Raw genomic sequence first — 15,842 nt, 5'->3', positions numbered from 1 at the left:
CGAACAGCGTCGCACCCTGGTAAGTACGGCCTTCCTTGCTGGCAGAAGCGATTTTCCGAGCGTACGTTCGAGGTCGGAAGCGTGAGGAAAGGAAGCCGGATCGTGGCGATCATCGACACCGAAGCCGCGTTGCACGAGGCGCACCGCGACAACCACACCCACCGGGACGTGAACGGCGGCTGGCTGCGGCCCGCCGTGTTCGGGGCGATGGACGGGCTCGTGTCCAATCTGGCGCTGATGACCGGTGTCGCGGGCGGGACGGCCGGCCGGGAGGCGGTGGTCGTCGCCGGACTCGCGGGGCTCGCCGCCGGGGCCTTCTCCATGGCCGCCGGCGAATACACCTCCGTGGCCTCGCAGCGCGAACTGGTCGAGGCCGAACTCGACGTCGAGCGCCGGGAGTTGCGCAAGCACCCCCAGGACGAGGAGGAGGAACTGGCGGCGCTCTACGTGAGTCGTGGGGTCGAGGCCGGGCTCGCGCGGGAGGTGGCGAGGCAGTTGTCGCGCGATCCGGAGCGGGCGCTGGAGATCCATGCCCGTGAGGAGCTGGGTGTCGACCCAGGCGACCTCCCGTCGCCGGCCGTCGCTGCCGTGTCGAGTTTCGGCGCCTTCGCGCTCGGGGCCCTGCTGCCCGTACTGCCGTATCTGCTCGGCGCGGGCGCGCTGTGGCCCGCCGTGCTGGTGGCGCTCGCGGGGCTCTTCGGGTGCGGGGCGGTGGTGGCCAGGGTGACGGCCAGGAGCTGGTGGTTCAGCGGGCTCCGGCAGCTGGCTCTCGGGGGCGCGGCGGCGGGTGTGACGTACGCCCTGGGCAGTCTGATCGGCGCGGCCGTATGATGGGTCGGATGGCTACGTATGCGCGGGACCGCATAAGTAGTCGTTACCGCGCGGTTTCGAATGCTTAACCGCTGGGCATGAGCCGTAAGCGCCGCAGGCAACGACGCCTGTACAGCACCTGAAGCAGTGGGCGACGGCGCCCCCTGCGCCCCCTCGGTCGACCGACATCGATCTGTCCGGTCGACTCCCTTTGATCGCGTTTGATCACGCCGCCGAGCGCACACCCATCCGCGCCCGTGGCGTCCGCATGTTGGGACGAAGTATCCGGTTCCCGAGAACCGTTCCATCATGTAACCTGCACGAAATTTTGCGCTATTACCGCGCTATTACGCAGAGGGCCAACGTCGTCCCTCGGCAATCACATATGCCAGATGACGACGACGGGAGAGCCGATGCGTACGCCGCGCCAGCCGTCCCAGCACTCCGCGAATGGCCAGAAGTGGTCCTTCATGGATGCTCGCCCTGCTGCGCAGGGTATGTACGACCCCCGCAACGAGCGCGACGCCTGTGGCGTCGGCTTCGTGGCCACCCTCACCGGCGAGGCGAGCCATGCGCTGGTCGAGCAGGCGCTCACGGTTCTTCGCAATCTGGAGCATCGCGGCGCGACCGGTTCGGAGCCCGATTCGGGGGACGGCGCCGGCATTCTCTCGCAGGTTCCCGACGCGTTCTTCCGTGAGGTGGCCGGATTCGAGCTGCCCGAGGCCGGCTCGTACGCCGTCGGTATCGGCTTCCTGCCCGAGCAGGGCACCGAGGACGCCGTCGCCCGCATCGAGGCCATCGCCGCCGAGGAGGGCCTGACCGTCCTCGGCTGGCGCGAGGTGCCCGTCGCCCCCGAGCTGCTCGGTGCCACGGCCCGCTCGACGATGCCCGCCTTCCGCCAGGTGTTCGTCACCGACGGTTCGTCGAAGGACATCGACCTCGACCGCAGGACGTTCGTGCTGCGCAAGCGCGCCGAGCGCGAGGTCGACGTCTACTTCCCCTCGCTCTCCGCGCGGACGATCGTCTACAAGGGCATGCTGACCACCGGCCAGCTGGAGCCCTTCTTCCCGGACCTGTCCGACCGCCGCTTCGCCTCCGCGATCGCGCTCGTGCACTCCCGGTTCTCCACCAACACCTTCCCGTCGTGGCCGCTCGCCCACCCGTACCGCTTCGTCGCGCACAACGGCGAGATCAACACGGTCAAGGGCAACCGCAACTGGATGGTGGCCCGCGAGTCCCAGCTGGCCTCCGACCTGTTCGGCTCCGCCGGCGAGGGGCACGGCGACACGCAGGCCACGCTGGACCGGATCTTCCCGATCTGTACGCCGGACGCCTCCGACTCGGCGTCCTTCGACGAGGTCCTGGAGCTGCTGCACCTCGGCGGCCGCTCCCTGCCGCACTCCGTGCTGATGATGATCCCGGAGGCGTGGGAGAACCACGACTCCATGGACCCGGCACGCCGCGCCTTCTACCAGTTCCACTCCACGATGATGGAGCCCTGGGACGGCCCGGCCTGTGTCACCTTCACCGACGGCCGCCAGGTCGGCGCGGTCCTCGACCGCAACGGTCTGCGCCCCGGCCGCTACTGGGTCACCGACGACGGCCTCGTCGTCCTCGGCTCCGAGGTCGGCGTCCTCGACATCGACCCCGCCAAGGTCGTCCGCAAGGGCCGCCTGCAGCCCGGCCGGATGTTCCTGGTCGACACCGTCGAGCACCGCATCATCGAGGACGACGAGATCAAGGCCCAGCTCGCCGCGGAGAACCCGTACGCGGAGTGGCTGGAGGCCGGCGAGATCGAGCTCTCCGACCTGCCCGAGCGTGAGCACATCGTGCACACCCACGCCTCGGTCACCCGCCGCCAGCAGACCTTCGGCTACACCGAGGAGGAGCTGCGCGTCATCCTCGCGCCGATGGCCAAGACCGGCGGTGAGCCCCTCGGTTCGATGGGCACCGACTCGCCGATCGCCGCGCTGTCCGCGCGCCCGCGCCTGCTCTTCGACTACTTCACCCAGCTGTTCGCGCAGGTCACCAACCCGCCGCTGGACGCCATCCGCGAAGAACTGGTCACCTCGCTCAGGAGCTCCCTCGGCCCGCAGGGCAACCTGCTGGAGCCGACCGCCGCCTCCTGCCGGTCGGTCACCCTGCCCTTCCCGGTGATCGACAACGACGAGCTGGCCAAGCTCATCCACATCAACGCCGACGGCGACATGCCCGGCATGACGGCGGCCACCCTCTCCGGTCTCTACCGGGTCTCCGGCGGCGGCGACTCCCTCGCCGCGCGCATCGAGGAGATCTGCGCCGAGGCCGACGCCGCCATCGACAACGGCGCCCGGCTGATCGTGCTCTCCGACCGCCACTCGGACGCCGAGCACGCGCCGATCCCGTCGCTGCTGCTCACCGCCGCCGTCCACCACCACCTCATCCGCACCAAGCAGCGCACCCATGTGGGCCTGCTGGTCGAGGCCGGTGACGTCCGCGAGGTCCACCACGTCGCCCTGCTCATCGGCTTCGGCGCCGCCGCCGTCAACCCGTACCTGGCGATGGAGACCGTCGAGGACCTCGTCCGCGCCGGCACCTTCCTCTCCGACATCGAGTCCGAGCAGGCCATCCGCAACCTGATCTACGCCCTCGGCAAGGGCGTCCTGAAGGTCATGTCCAAGATGGGCATCTCCACGGTCGCCTCCTACCGCGGCGCCCAGGTCTTCGAGGCCGTCGGTCTCGCGGACGAGTTCGTGGAGAAGTACTTCAACGGCACGGCCACCAAGATCGGCGGCGTCGGCATCGACGTCATCGCCAAGGAGGTCGCCGCCCGCCACGCCAAGGCGTACCCGGCCAGCGGCATCGCGCCGGCCCACCGTGCCCTGGAGATAGGGGGCGAGTACCAGTGGCGCCGCGAGGGCGAGCCGCACCTGTTCGACCCGGAGACGGTCTTCCGCCTCCAGCACTCGACCCGCACGCGCCGCTACGACATCTTCAAGAAGTACACGGACCGGGTGAATGAGCAGTCCGAGCGTCTGATGACGCTGCGCGGCCTGTTCGGCTTCAAGTCCGGTGACCGTCAGGCGATCTCCATCGACGAGGTCGAGCCCGCCTCCGAGATCGTCAAGCGGTTCTCGACCGGTGCCATGTCGTACGGCTCGATCTCCCGCGAGGCGCACGAGACGCTCGCCATCGCCATGAACCAGCTGGGCGGCAAGTCCAACACCGGTGAGGGCGGCGAGGACCCGGACCGTCTCTACGACCCGGCCCGGCGTTCGTCGATCAAGCAGGTCGCGTCCGGCCGCTTCGGCGTGACGAGCGAATACCTCGTCAACGCGGACGACATCCAGATCAAGATGGCCCAGGGCGCCAAGCCCGGTGAGGGCGGTCAGCTGCCCGGCCACAAGGTGTACCCGTGGGTCGCGAAGACGCGTCACTCGACGCCGGGCGTGGGCCTCATCTCCCCGCCGCCGCACCACGACATCTACTCCATCGAGGACCTGGCCCAGCTGATCCACGACCTCAAGAACGCCAACCCGCAGGCCCGCATCCACGTGAAGCTGGTCTCCGAGGTCGGCGTCGGCACGGTCGCCGCGGGTGTCTCCAAGGCACACGCGGACGTCGTCCTCATCTCCGGCCACGACGGCGGTACGGGCGCCTCCCCGCTGACCTCGCTCAAGCACGCGGGCGGCCCCTGGGAGCTGGGCCTCGCCGAGACCCAGCAGACGCTGCTGCTCAACGGCCTGCGCGACCGCATCGTCGTGCAGACCGACGGCCAGCTGAAGACCGGCCGTGACGTCGTCATCGCCGCGCTGCTCGGCGCCGAGGAGTTCGGCTTCGCGACCGCGCCGCTGGTCGTCTCCGGCTGCGTCATGATGCGCGTCTGCCACCTGGACACCTGCCCGGTCGGCATCGCCACGCAGAACCCGACGCTGCGCGACCGGTTCTCCGGCAAGGCCGAGTACGTCGTGAACTTCTTCGAGTTCATCGCCGAGGAGGTCCGCGAGATCCTCGCCGAGCTGGGCTTCCGCTCCATCGAGGAGGCCGTCGGCCACGCCGAGACGCTCGACGTGACCCGCGCGGTGAACCACTGGAAGGCACAGGGCCTGGACCTGGAGCCGCTGTTCCACGTCCCCGAACTGCCCGAGGGCGCGGTCCGCCACCAGATCATCGAGCAGGACCACGGCCTGGAGAAGGCGCTCGACAACGAGCTGATCAAGCTCGCCGCCGACGCGCTGGCCGCCTCGGACGCCACCGACGCCCAGCCGGTCCGCGCCCAGATCAAGGTCCGCAACATCAACCGCACGGTCGGCACCATGCTCGGCCACGAGGTGACGAAGAAGTTCGGCGGCGCAGGGCTCCCCGACGACACCATCGACATCACCTTCACCGGCTCGGCGGGCCAGTCCTTCGGCGCCTTCCTCCCGCGCGGTGTCACGCTGCGCCTGGAGGGCGACGCCAACGACTACGTCGGCAAGGGCCTCTCCGGCGGCCGGGTGATCGTCCGCCCCGACCGGGGCGCCGACCACCTCGCCGAGTACTCGACCATCGCGGGCAACACCATCGCCTACGGCGCCACCGGCGGCGAGCTGTTCCTCCGCGGTCGTACGGGTGAGCGGTTCTGTGTCCGTAACTCCGGCGCCCTGGTGGTGTCCGAGGGCGTGGGCGACCACGGCTGCGAGTACATGACCGGCGGCCACGCGGTCGTCCTCGGCGAGACGGGCCGCAACTTCGCGGCCGGTATGTCCGGCGGCATCGCGTACGTCGTCGACCTGGACCGCGACAACGTCAACGTCGGCAACGTGGGCGCCGTCGAGGCCCTCGACGACACCGACAAGCAGTGGCTGCACGACGTGGTGCGCCGGCACGCCGAGGAGACCGGTTCGACGGTCGCCGAGAAGCTGCTCGCCGACTGGCCGGTGGCCGTGGCCCGCTTCAGCAAGATCATCCCCAGCACGTACAAGGCAGTGCTCGCCGCCAAGGCCGCCGCCGAGCAGGCCGGTCTCTCCGAGACCGAGATCACCGAGAAGATGATGGAGGCGGCGATCAATGGCTGACCCGAAGGGCTTCCTCAACCACGGGCGCGAGGTCGCCAAGTCCCGCCCCGTCGACGTACGGCTGAAGGACTGGAACGAGGTCTACGTCCCCGGCTCCCTGCTGCCGATCATCAGCAAGCAGGCGTCGCGCTGCATGGACTGCGGCATCCCGTTCTGCCACAACGGCTGTCCGCTCGGGAACCTCATCCCCGAGTGGAACGACTACGCCTACCGCGAGGACTGGGCGGCGGCGAGCGAGCGCCTGCACGCGACGAACAACTTCCCGGAGTTCACGGGCCGTCTGTGCCCCGCTCCCTGCGAGTCGGCGTGTGTGCTCGGCATCAACCAGCCGGCCGTCACCATCAAGAACGTCGAGGTCTCGATCATCGACAAGGCGTGGGACAGCGGCGACGTCGCGCCCCAGGCCCCGGAGCGTCTCTCCGGCAAGACGGTCGCGGTCATCGGCTCGGGCCCGGCGGGTCTGGCCGCCGCCCAGCAGCTGACCCGGGCCGGTCACACGGTCGCGGTGTACGAGCGCGCGGACCGCATCGGTGGTCTGCTCCGCTACGGCATCCCCGAGTTCAAGATGGAGAAGCGGCACATCAACCGCCGTATCGAGCAGATGCGCGCGGAGGGCACCCGCTTCCGGACCGGCATCGAGATCGGCCGCGACCTCAAGGCCACGGACCTGAAGAAGCGGTACGACGCCGTCGTGATCGCGGCCGGTGCCACCGCCGCCCGTGATCTCCCGGTCCCCGGCCGCGAGCTGGCCGGTATCCACCAGGCCATGGAGTACCTGCCGCTGGCCAACAAGGTGCAGGAGGGCGACTTCGTGGCGCCCCCCATCACGGCCGAGGGCAAGCACGTCGTGGTCATCGGCGGCGGCGACACCGGCGCGGACTGCGTGGGCACCGCCCACCGCCAGGGCGCGGCCTCCGTCACCCAGCTGGAGATCATGCCGCAGCCGGGCGAGGACCGTGCCCCGAACCAGCCGTGGCCGACCTTCCCGATGCTCTACAAGGTCACCTCGGCGCACGAGGAGGGCGGCGAGCGGGTCTACTCCGTCTCCACCACCCACTTCGAGGGCGACGAGGACGGCAACGTCCAGTCCCTGCACCTCGTCGAGGTCGAGTTCGTCGACGGCAAGCTGACGCAGAAGCCGGGCACGGAGCGGAAGATCCCCGCCCAGCTGGTCACGCTGGCGATGGGCTTCACCGGCACCGACCGCGAGAACGGCCTGGTCGACCAGTTCGGCCTGGACCTCGACGAGCGCGGCAACATCGCCCGCGACGCGGAGTTCCAGACCAACGTCCCCGGCGTCTTCGTCGCCGGTGACGCGGGCCGCGGCCAGTCCCTCATCGTCTGGGCGATCGCCGAGGGCCGCTCGGCCGCCCAGGGCTGCGACCGCTTCCTGACGGGGGCGAGCGAACTCCCGGCCCCGATCCGGCCCACGGACCGCTCCCTGATGGTCTGACCCAGCTCTGACCAGCGCTGACCCAGCTCTGACCCGCCGGGTCGACAGACGTCCCGTACAAAGGCGTACGGAACACTGACGGCGCCCGCCCACCAGTCCCCGACCGGACTACTGGGCGGGCGTCGTCGCATGTCAGCCCGTCATCGCCGCGACCCTCGCCACCGCCGCCACCAGCGGCAGCGCCAGCACCGCGACGCACACCCCCGCCTGCACCGGCACCCGCCGCCGGTCCCGGGGCGCGTAGGCGAAGCCGAGGGCGATCAGGCCGCCGGTGATCAGGCCGCCGAGGTGGCCCTGCCAGGACGTGACGACAGCCGAGATGACCAGCCACACCAGCAGGCCCGCCATGAAGCGGTTGATGCCGGCCGGGTCGGCGCCCAGGCGGCGGGCCAGGACGTAGTAGGCGGTGCAGACGCCGAAGATCGCGCCGGAGGCGCCGACCGTGCTGGCGTCGGGGGCGAGGAGAAGGACGAGGACGGAGCCGCCGAGGGCGGAGAGCAGGTACAGGGCCAGATAGCGGGCGCGGCCGAGCTGGGCTTCGACGATCCTGCCGACGTTCCACAGCGTGACCATGTTCATCACGATGTGCAGGATGCCGAACGTGCCCTCGGTGGGCGGGAGATGGAGGAAGGCGCCGGTGATCAGGCGGTACCACTCGCCGTCGATCACGCCTTCGAGCCGGAAGTCCGCCGGGTAGGTGCTCTGCCATACGTAGTGGAGGCCGTCCGCGCCGAGCAGGCCGCGGCCGAGCATCGCGAAGTCGTCCACGACCGTGGAGCGGAGGAGTTCGGCGACGTAGGCGACGACGTTCAGGCCGATGAGGACGTACGTCACCAGCGGGACGGTCGAGATACGGCCGCCGAACGCCGTACGGGCCTGGCGGACCGTTCTCGCGCCCTCCTGCACGCACTCCGGGCACTGGTGGCCCACGGCCGCGTCCCGCATGCAGTCCGGGCAGATGAACCGCTCGCAGCGCGTGCAGCGGACGTACGACTCCACTTTCGGGTGGCGGTAGCAGGTGGTGACGGCGGGCTCGGACGACGACGGGGACTCGGGTTCCACGGCCGGCTCCTTGTGGGTGCGGGACTGATGACGAGCCGGTGAGGACGGCGGCGAACAAAATAGCGAACCTGGGTGGGGGTCTGGTGAGGGGGAGTGGGCCTAGCCTCAGGGGCTTCGTCGCGCTTCAGTGTCAGGAGGCCCTCTCATGCCCGCGATCAGCCTCAGCAAGATGCGGGAGACCGCCCCCGCGCTGGTGGACCTGTACAAGGCCGCCGGAGCCTCTCTCGACAGACACGGGCTGCAGGGGCAGCGGGCGGCCGTCTACCTCGTGGTGGACCACAGCGGGTCCATGCGGCCGTACTACAAGGACGGCAGTGTGCAGGCGCTCGCCGATCGTGTGCTCGGGCTGTCGGCGCAGCTCGACGACGACGGGACCGTGCCGGTCGTCTTCTTCTCCACCGGGATCGACGCGGTCACGGAGATCGGGCTCGCCGAACACCACGGCCGGATCGGGCGGATCGTCTCCGGGCTCGGGCACATGGGACAGACTAACTACCACCTGGCCATGGACGCCGTCATCGACCACTACCTCGACTGCGGCGCGCGGGACCCGGCCTTCGTGGTGTTCCAGACGGACGGCGGTCCGACCGGCAAGCTCGCCGCCGAGCGGTACATGTGCAAGGCCGCCAGGCTCCCCCTCTTCTGGCAGTTCATCGGCTTCGGCGACCCCCACAGCAAGCAGTTCGACTTCCTGCGCAGGCTCGACGAGCTGGCGGTGCCGGGGAAGCGGGTGGTCGACAACGCCGGTTTCTTCCATGCCGGTTCGGATCCGAAAGCCGTGTCCGACGGGGAGCTGTACGACCGGCTGCTGGGGGAGTTCCCGCAGTGGCTGGTGGCGGCGCGGGCCCAAGGGATCGTGAAGTAGAGGGAGTCGGCGAAGTGGGGAGTGGGCCCCATTTACATTCGCGGGGGTGCGTGCCAGGCTGACGGGAGCCGAGGGGAGGGCTTCGCGTGGGTGGGGTGCGGGCGGTCGGGGCGGGTGCCGGCGAGGGCCGGAGGAAGGCCGCGCCGGGCCGGGGGGAGCGGGTCGCGGACTGGGCCGACGGGCGGCTCGGGCTGTACGGGATCGCCAGGGCCAATCTGCGCAAGGTGTTCCCGGACCACTGGTCCTTCATGCTGGGCGAGATCTGCCTCTACAGCTTCCTCGTCCTGATCCTCACCGGTGTCTGGCTCACCCTGTTCTTCGAGCCGAGCGGCGTCCAGGTCGAGTACCACGGCACGTACGAGCAGCTCAACGGCGTCCTGATGACCCGGGCCTATGAATCCACGCTGGAGATCAGCTTCGATGTACGCGGCGGTCTGCTGATCCGGCAGATCCACCACTGGGCGGCGCTGGTCTTCGTCGCCGGGATGCTGATCCACATGATGCGGGTCTTCTTCACCGGCGCGTTCCGCAAGCCGCGCGAGGTCAACTGGGCGTTCGGCTGGACCCTGCTGTTCCTCGGCATCATCACCGGACTCACCGGCTACTCGCTCCCGGACGACCTGCTCTCCGGCACCGGCCTCCGCTTCGCGCAGGGCGCCATCCTGTCCGTGCCGATCGTGGGCACGTATCTGTCGTTCTTCCTCTTCGGCGGGGAGTTCCCGGGGCACGAGATCATCTCCCGGCTCTTCCCGATCCACGTCCTGCTGCTGCCGGGGATCATGCTGGCGCTGATCGTCGCCCATCTGATCCTGGTCTTCCACCACAAGCACACGCAGTACCCCGGGCCCGGACGGGACCAGAAGTCGGTGGTCGGCATGCCGTTCATGCCGGTCTACATGGCCAAGGCGGGCGGCTTCTTCTTCCTCGTCTTCGGCGTGCTCACGTGCATGGGCGCCGTCGCCACCATCAACCCCGTGTGGGCCTTCGGCCCGTACCGCCCGGACCTGGTCACCACCGGCGCCCAGCCCGACTGGTACCTCGGCTTCTCCGAGGGCCTGATCCGGGTGATGCCGGGATGGGAGATCAACGCCTTCGGACACACCCTCGCCCTCGGCGTCCTCATCCCCTTCTCCCTCTTCCCGCTGATCATGCTGGCCATCGGTGTGTATCCGTTCGTCGAGGCCTGGATCACCGGCGACAGACGCGAGCACCACCTCCTCGACCGGCCCCGCAACGTCCCCGTCCGCACCGGCCTGGGCGTGGCCTGGCTCAGCCTCTACGGCGTGCTGCTGATCGGCGGCGGCAACGACATCGTCGCCACCCGTCTCCATCTCTCCATCAACGCCATCACCTGGTTCGTCCGCATCGGCTTCTTCGTGGTGCCCGTCCTCGCCTTCGTCGTCACCAAGCGGATCTGTCTGGGGTTGCAACGCCGCGACCGCGACAAGGTGCTCCACGGCCGCGAGACCGGCATCGTCAAACGGCTTCCGCACGGCGAGTACGTCGAGGTCCACGAACCCCTCACCCAGGCACAGCTGTTCGCGCTCACCCAGCACGAACAGGACCCGCCGTACGAACCCGGGCCGGTCGTCGACGCGAACGGGGTGCGGCGGCGGGTGCGGCGCGTCGACCGCGTACGGGCGCGGCTCGCCCGCGCCATGTTCGGGCCCGGCACCCGGATCCCGAAGCCGACGGCCGAGGAGTACCGCGAGATCAGCGGTGGCGGGCACCACCACTGAGCACCACGGCTCGGCACTCGCTCGGGCCGCCCCACGCGGACCGCAGCGCGGTGGCCCTGGTCAGCCAGAGCGACAGGTCGTACTCGGCCGTGTAGCCGATCGCGCCGTGCAGCTGGAGCGCCGTGCGCGCGGTCGCGTACGCCGCCTCGCACGCCGTCACCTTGGCCGCCGCCACATCCGCCGGGTCCAGGGTGACCGCCGCGCCGAGGACCAGGGGGCGCGCGAACTCCAGGGCGATCTTCGCGTCCGCCAGCCGGTGCTTCACCGCCTGGAACGAGCCGACGGGCACCCCGAACTGGGTGCGCTGCCCGACATACGTCACCGTCCGGTCCAGCAGGGCGAGGCCGACACCCAGGGCCTGCGCGGCCACCGCGAGACGGGCCCAGGTCAGGGCCTGGGCGAGGACGGGCGGGTGCGTGGGGAGGAGGGCGCCGCCGGGGGAGAGCGGGGTCCTGCGGCGGGCCGGGTCCAGGGAGGGGCGGACCGGGCCGTGGCCGGGGGAGAGGCGTACGCCGCCCGCGTCCGGGTCGAGCGAGAAACGGGCCGTCGCCACATCGCCGTCCAGCGCGTACGCCCCCGGCGCGGGCGCCACCGTGGCCATGGTCTCCCCCGACACCAGCGCCGGAAGCAGCCGCTCGGCCGGACCCGGGTCCGCCAGCCCGGCCAGCAGGACCGCCGCCGTCACCGTCTCCACGAGCGGGCCCGGTACCGCGTGTCGGCCCAACTCCACGAAGGCGACGGCCAGTTCGACGGGGAGCGGGCCGACTCCCGCGTACTTCTCCGGCGCCGCCAGTGCGAACACACCGGCCTGCGCGAGCCGCGACCACACCGCGCGCCCCGGCTCATGCTCCCCGCGCCCCCAGGCCCGTACGACGGACGGGGTGTCGGCGGCCGTCAGCATGGCGTCCAGCGACGCGGCGAACGCCCGCTGCTCGGTGTCCAGGAGGAAACGCATCAGCGGCGGCCCTTCATGAGGAGGCCCCGCATCAGCGGCGGCCCTTCGGCAGGCCGAGGAGGCGCTCGGCGATGATGTCGCGCTGGATCTCGTTGGTGCCGGCGTAGATCGGGCCGGCCAGGGAGAAGACATAGCCCTCGGACCACCCCGTGTCCGCCGACTCGCCCTCCTCGCCGAGCAGTTCGCGTGCCGTCTCGTGCAGGGCGATGTCGTACTCGGACCAGAAGACCTTGTTGAGGCTGGACTCGGGGCCGGCCGGGGCGCCCTCCAGCAGACGGGAGGCGGCCGCGTGGGTGAAGAGCTGGTAGGCGCGGGCACCGATCAGCGCGTCGGCCACCCGGTCGTGCGCGGACGCCGGAGCCCCCTGGGCGCGCCAGAGGTCGAACAGCCGGTGCGCGGAGGCGAGGAAGCGGCCCGGGGAGCGGAGCATCAGACCGCGTTCGTTGCCGGTGGCGGACATGGCGATCTGCCAGCCCCGGCCCGGCTCGCCGATCACGTCCTCGTCCGGGACGAACACGTCGTCCAGGAAGAGCTCCGCGAAGGCGGGCTTCCCGTCGAGGCGGCCGATCGGGCGGACGGTCACGCCCGGCGCGCGCAGGTCGAACATCAGATAGGTGAGGCCCTGATGCGGCTTCGGGGTGCCCGGCTCGCTGCGGAACAGGCCGAACGCCCGGTCCGCGAAGGCCGCCCGCGACGACCAGGTCTTCTGGCCGGTGAGCAGCCAGCCTCCGTCCGTGCGTACGGCCCCGGCGGTGAGCGAGGCCAGGTCCGACCCGGCCTCCGGCTCCGACCAGGCCTGCGCCCAGACCACCTCGCCGGTGGCCATCGGGGGCAGTACGCGCGCCCGCTGCTCCGCCGTACCGTGGTCGAAGAGGGTGGGGGCGAGGAGGGTGACGCCGTTCTGGCCGACCCGTCCCGGGGCGCCCGCCGCGTGGTACTCCTCCTCGAAGACCAGCCAGCGCCACAGGTCCGCGTCCCGGCCGCCGTACTCCGCAGGCCAGTTCACCACCGACCAGCGGTCCGCGGCCAGTTCGGCCTCCCAGGCGCGGTGGGCGGCGAAGCCCGCCTCGGTCTCCAGGGAGGGCGGCGGCTCGGCGGGGACGTGGGCGCGCAGCCAGGCACGGGCCTCGGCGCGGAAGGTCTCGTCGGAGGGGGAGTGGGTCAGGTCCATGGAGCGCTGCTCCTTCCCTAACAAGTGTTTGGTAGGTTAGCGTGCCCGCATGAGCAACGTCGAGACTCCGGCGTACCTCCCCGCCCACGGCCTCCTCACCGGCCGCACCGCCGTCATCACCGCGGCGGCCGGCGCGGGCATCGGCGGAGCGACGGCGCGGCGCTTCCTGGAGGAGGGCGCGCGCGTCGTCATCAGCGACGCCCACACGCGCAGACTCAAGGAGTACAAGGCCGAGCTGGCCGACGAGTTCGGGGCGGAGAACGTCCGGGCCGTGCCGTGCGACGTGACCGACGAGGACCAGGTACGGGCGCTGTTCGAGGCGGCCGCCCGGCTGCACGGACGGCTCGACATCGTCGTCAACAACGCGGGCCTGGGCGGCACTTCGGCGGTCGTCGACATGACCGACGAGCAGTGGTCCAAGGTGCTGGACGTGACCCTGAACGGCACCTTCCGGTGCACCCGGGCCGCCCTGCGGCTGATGCGGGAGAGCGGTGGAGGCGTGATCGTCAACAACGCTTCCGTCGTCGGCTGGCGGGCCCAGGCAGGCCAGGCGCACTACGCCGCGGCGAAGGCCGGGGTGATGGCGCTGACCAGGTGCGCGGCGATCGAGGCGGCCGAGTACGGGGTCCGCGTCAACGCCGTGTCGCCGAGCCTCGCCCTGCACCCGCACCTGGTGAAGGTCACCACCCCGGAGCTGCTGGAGGAACTGACCGCGCGGGAGGCCTTCGGGCGGTACGCCGAACCCTGGGAGGTGGCCAATGTGATCGTCTTCCTGGCGTCCGGCTACTCCTCGTACATGACGGGTGAGATCGTCTCCGTCAGCAACCAGCACCCGTAAGGACAACGAACAGCGTGCCGACCAAGAAGAAGCCCCAGCCGGCCAAGAGGCCCCAGGCCCCCGACACCGCGCCCGCCCGTCGCCGGGAACTCCTCGACAAGGCCGCCAACGTCTTCGCCGCCGTGGGGTACACCGCCACCACCGTGCGCAGGATCGCGGACGACGCGGGCATGCTCGCGGGCAGCCTCTACTACTACTTCGAGTCCAAGGACGCGATGCTGGAGGAGATCCTGCGGACCTTCCTCGACGAGCTCTGGGAGGCGTACGACGCCGTCCTGGACGCCGGGCGGAGCCCGCGGGAGACCTTCGAGGCGCTGGTCGTCGAGTCGTTCCGGGCCATCGACCGGCACCGGCCCGCCGTGGAGATCTACCAGAACGAGGCCAAGCAGCTGGTCGCCCAGGACCGGTTCCTGTTCCTCGACGCGTCGCGGACGAAGTTCGAGAAGGCCTGGCTGTCGACATTGGAACGCGGGGTCTCCGTAGGGGAGTTCCGGGCCGACCTCGACACGAGGGTCACCTACCGGTTCGTGCGCGACACCGTCTGGGTCGCCGCCTCCTGGTACCGGCCGGGCGGACGGTACAGCCCGGAGGAGATCGCCCGGCAGTACCTGTCGATGGTGCTGGACGGGATCGCCGTACGCGCGCAGCCGCACGGGCACGGCGGCACGGAAACACCCGCACGGAACAGCCGCACGTGAAGCGCCGCACATGAAGCACCTTTGACACCAGGGGAGTTGCCATGGCCGAGGCCTATATCGTCGAAGCGGTCCGGACGCCCGTCGGGCGGCGCGGGGGAGGGCTCGGCCGGGTCCATCCGGCCGACCTCGGCGCACACGTCCTCAAAGCGCTGGTCGCGCGCGCGGGGGTGGACCCCGCCGCCGTGGAGGACGTCGTCTTCGGCTGCCTGGACACCGTCGGACCGCAGGCCGGTGACATCGCCCGCACCAGCTGGCTGGCGGCCGGGCTGCCCGAGGAGGTGCCGGGCACGACCGTCGACCGGCAGTGCGGCTCCTCGCAGCAGGCGGTGCACTTCGCCGCCCAGGCCGTGCTCTCCGGCACCCAGGACCTGGTGGTCGCGGGCGGCGTCCAGAACATGACGATGATCCCCATCGCCTTCGCCTCCCGCCAGGCCGCCGTACCGCTCGGCCTCACCGAGGGGCCCTTCGCGGGCAGCGAGGGGTGGCGGGCCAGGTACGGGGACCGGCCGGTGAACCAGTTCGCCGGCGCCGAGATGATCGCCGCCAAGTGGGGCATCGGCCGCGGCGACCAGGAGGAGTACGCGCTGCGCTCCCACCGGCGGGCGGTACGGGCGGTCGACGAGGGCCGCTTCGCGCGCGAGACCGTGCCGTACGGGGACGTGACCGTCGACGAGGGGCCGCGCCGGGACACCTCCCTGGAGAAGATGGCCGCCCTGAAGCCGGTCATCGACGGCGGCACCGTCACCGCCGCCTGCTCCTCCCAGGTCTCCGACGGCGCCGCCGCGCTGCTCCTCGCCTCCGAACGGGCCGTACGGGAGCACGGGCTGACCCCGCGCGCCCGCGTGCACCACCTCTCCGTACGCGGCGAGGACCCCATCCGGATGCTCACCGCGCCGATCCCCGCGACCGCGTACGCCCTGAAGAAGACCGGCCTCACCCTCGACGCGATCGACCTCGTCGAGATCAACGAGGCCTTCGCACCGGTCGTCCTGGCGTGGCTGAAGGAGACGGGCGCCGACCCGGAGAAGGTCAACGTCAACGGAGGCGCGATCGCGCTCGGCCACCCCCTGGGAGCGACCGGCGCCAAGCTCATGACGACCCTCCTGCACGAACTGGAGCGCACGGGCGGCCGGTACGGGCTCCAGACGATGTGCGAGGGCGGCGGGCAGGCCAACGTGACGATCGTCGAGCGGCTGTGAACCGAGGGCGTGCCGG

General features: G+C 70.8%; 11 protein-coding genes. 8 read left to right on the top strand and 3 right to left on the bottom strand.

What is annotated here, in order from left to right; all coding sequences use genetic code 11:
* The first annotated feature begins 102 nt into the window (after window positions 1–102).
* The 3 genes from J8M51_RS15775 (at window position 103) to J8M51_RS15765 (ending at window position 7,299) form a co-directional block, all read left to right on the top strand.
* Complete coding sequence (locus J8M51_RS15775) at window positions 103–831, top strand: VIT1/CCC1 transporter family protein (protein ID WP_086755275.1); 729 nt, start codon at window positions 103–105, stop codon at window positions 829–831.
* 392 nt (window positions 832–1,223) lie between these two features.
* The gene (gltB, locus tag J8M51_RS15770; RefSeq protein WP_086755276.1) at window positions 1,224–5,846 is read left to right on the top strand and encodes a glutamate synthase large subunit; all 4,623 of its coding nucleotides are present in this window, start codon (window positions 1,224–1,226) and stop codon (window positions 5,844–5,846) included.
* Complete coding sequence (locus J8M51_RS15765; protein ID WP_086755277.1) at window positions 5,839–7,299, top strand: glutamate synthase subunit beta; 1,461 nt, start codon at window positions 5,839–5,841, stop codon at window positions 7,297–7,299. Before gltB ends, J8M51_RS15765 begins: the two co-directional genes overlap by 8 nt.
* Window positions 7,300–7,431: 132 nt before the next feature.
* Here the strand turns inward: J8M51_RS15765 and J8M51_RS15760 are convergent, their stop codons facing one another.
* Window positions 7,432–8,361 carry a rhomboid family intramembrane serine protease gene (locus J8M51_RS15760; RefSeq protein WP_086755278.1) on the bottom strand — a complete coding sequence of 310 codons (930 nt, stop codon included), beginning with the start codon at window positions 8,359–8,361 and terminating at the stop codon, window positions 7,432–7,434.
* Window positions 8,362–8,506: 145 nt separating this feature from the next.
* Between J8M51_RS15760 and J8M51_RS15755 the strand changes: the two genes are divergently transcribed.
* The gene (locus J8M51_RS15755) at window positions 8,507–9,226 is read left to right on the top strand and encodes a vWA domain-containing protein (protein WP_086755279.1); all 720 of its coding nucleotides are present in this window, start codon (window positions 8,507–8,509) and stop codon (window positions 9,224–9,226) included.
* Between the two features lie 86 nt (window positions 9,227–9,312).
* The gene (gene qcrB / locus J8M51_RS15750) at window positions 9,313–10,965 is read left to right on the top strand and encodes a cytochrome bc1 complex cytochrome b subunit (protein ID WP_398856140.1); all 1,653 of its coding nucleotides are present in this window, start codon (window positions 9,313–9,315) and stop codon (window positions 10,963–10,965) included.
* On the opposite strand, the gene J8M51_RS15745 is transcribed toward qcrB, so the two are convergent.
* Both J8M51_RS15745 and J8M51_RS15740 read right to left on the bottom strand, forming a co-directional pair.
* Entirely contained in the window at window positions 10,940–11,920 is a 981-nt protein-coding gene (locus J8M51_RS15745) for an acyl-CoA dehydrogenase family protein (protein WP_267299226.1), read from the bottom strand. The genes qcrB and J8M51_RS15745 overlap by 26 nt on opposite strands.
* A 31-nt stretch (window positions 11,921–11,951) precedes the next feature.
* Window positions 11,952–13,091, bottom strand: a complete 1,140-nt coding sequence (locus J8M51_RS15740; RefSeq protein WP_086762735.1) for an acyl-CoA dehydrogenase family protein — start codon at window positions 13,089–13,091, stop codon at window positions 11,952–11,954.
* A 49-nt stretch (window positions 13,092–13,140) separates the two neighbouring features.
* Between J8M51_RS15740 and J8M51_RS15735 the strand changes: the two genes are divergently transcribed.
* The 3 genes from J8M51_RS15735 to J8M51_RS15725 are packed head-to-tail and all read left to right on the top strand — an operon-like array spanning window position 13,141 to window position 15,826.
* Entirely contained in the window at window positions 13,141–13,929 is a 789-nt protein-coding gene (locus J8M51_RS15735) for an SDR family oxidoreductase (RefSeq protein ID WP_086762732.1), read from the top strand.
* A 14-nt stretch (window positions 13,930–13,943) separates the two neighbouring features.
* The gene (locus J8M51_RS15730; protein WP_086762729.1) at window positions 13,944–14,627 is read left to right on the top strand and encodes a TetR/AcrR family transcriptional regulator; all 684 of its coding nucleotides are present in this window, start codon (window positions 13,944–13,946) and stop codon (window positions 14,625–14,627) included.
* 41 nt (window positions 14,628–14,668) lie between these two features.
* Window positions 14,669–15,826, top strand: coding sequence for an acetyl-CoA C-acetyltransferase (locus J8M51_RS15725; RefSeq protein WP_086762726.1), 1,158 nt, complete (start codon window positions 14,669–14,671; stop codon window positions 15,824–15,826).
* Window positions 15,827–15,842 lie beyond the last annotated feature (16 nt).

It is taken from the genome of Streptomyces griseiscabiei (assembly GCF_020010925.1).
In the GTDB taxonomy this organism is placed as follows: domain Bacteria; phylum Actinomycetota; class Actinomycetes; order Streptomycetales; family Streptomycetaceae; genus Streptomyces; species Streptomyces griseiscabiei.
Note: the sequence above shows the minus strand (reverse complement) of the source record. Positions and strands in the feature narration are given on the sequence as shown.

Excerpts from the sequence above, each read along its gene's own strand:
- J8M51_RS15745 (WP_267299226.1), bottom strand. The coding sequence starts at position 11,920 with ATGCGTTTCCTCCTGGACACCGAGCAGCGGGCGTTCGCCGCGTCGCTG.
- J8M51_RS15755 (WP_086755279.1), top strand. The coding sequence starts at position 8,507 with ATGCCCGCGATCAGCCTCAGCAAGATGCGGGAGACCGCCCCCGCGCTG.
- J8M51_RS15765 (WP_086755277.1), top strand. The coding sequence starts at position 5,839 with ATGGCTGACCCGAAGGGCTTCCTCAACCACGGGCGCGAGGTCGCCAAG.
- J8M51_RS15725 (WP_086762726.1), top strand. The coding sequence starts at position 14,669 with ATGGCCGAGGCCTATATCGTCGAAGCGGTCCGGACGCCCGTCGGGCGG.
- gltB (WP_086755276.1), top strand. The coding sequence starts at position 1,224 with ATGCGTACGCCGCGCCAGCCGTCCCAGCACTCCGCGAATGGCCAGAAG.
- J8M51_RS15740 (WP_086762735.1), bottom strand. The coding sequence starts at position 13,091 with ATGGACCTGACCCACTCCCCCTCCGACGAGACCTTCCGCGCCGAGGCC.
- J8M51_RS15735 (WP_086762732.1), top strand. The coding sequence starts at position 13,141 with ATGAGCAACGTCGAGACTCCGGCGTACCTCCCCGCCCACGGCCTCCTC.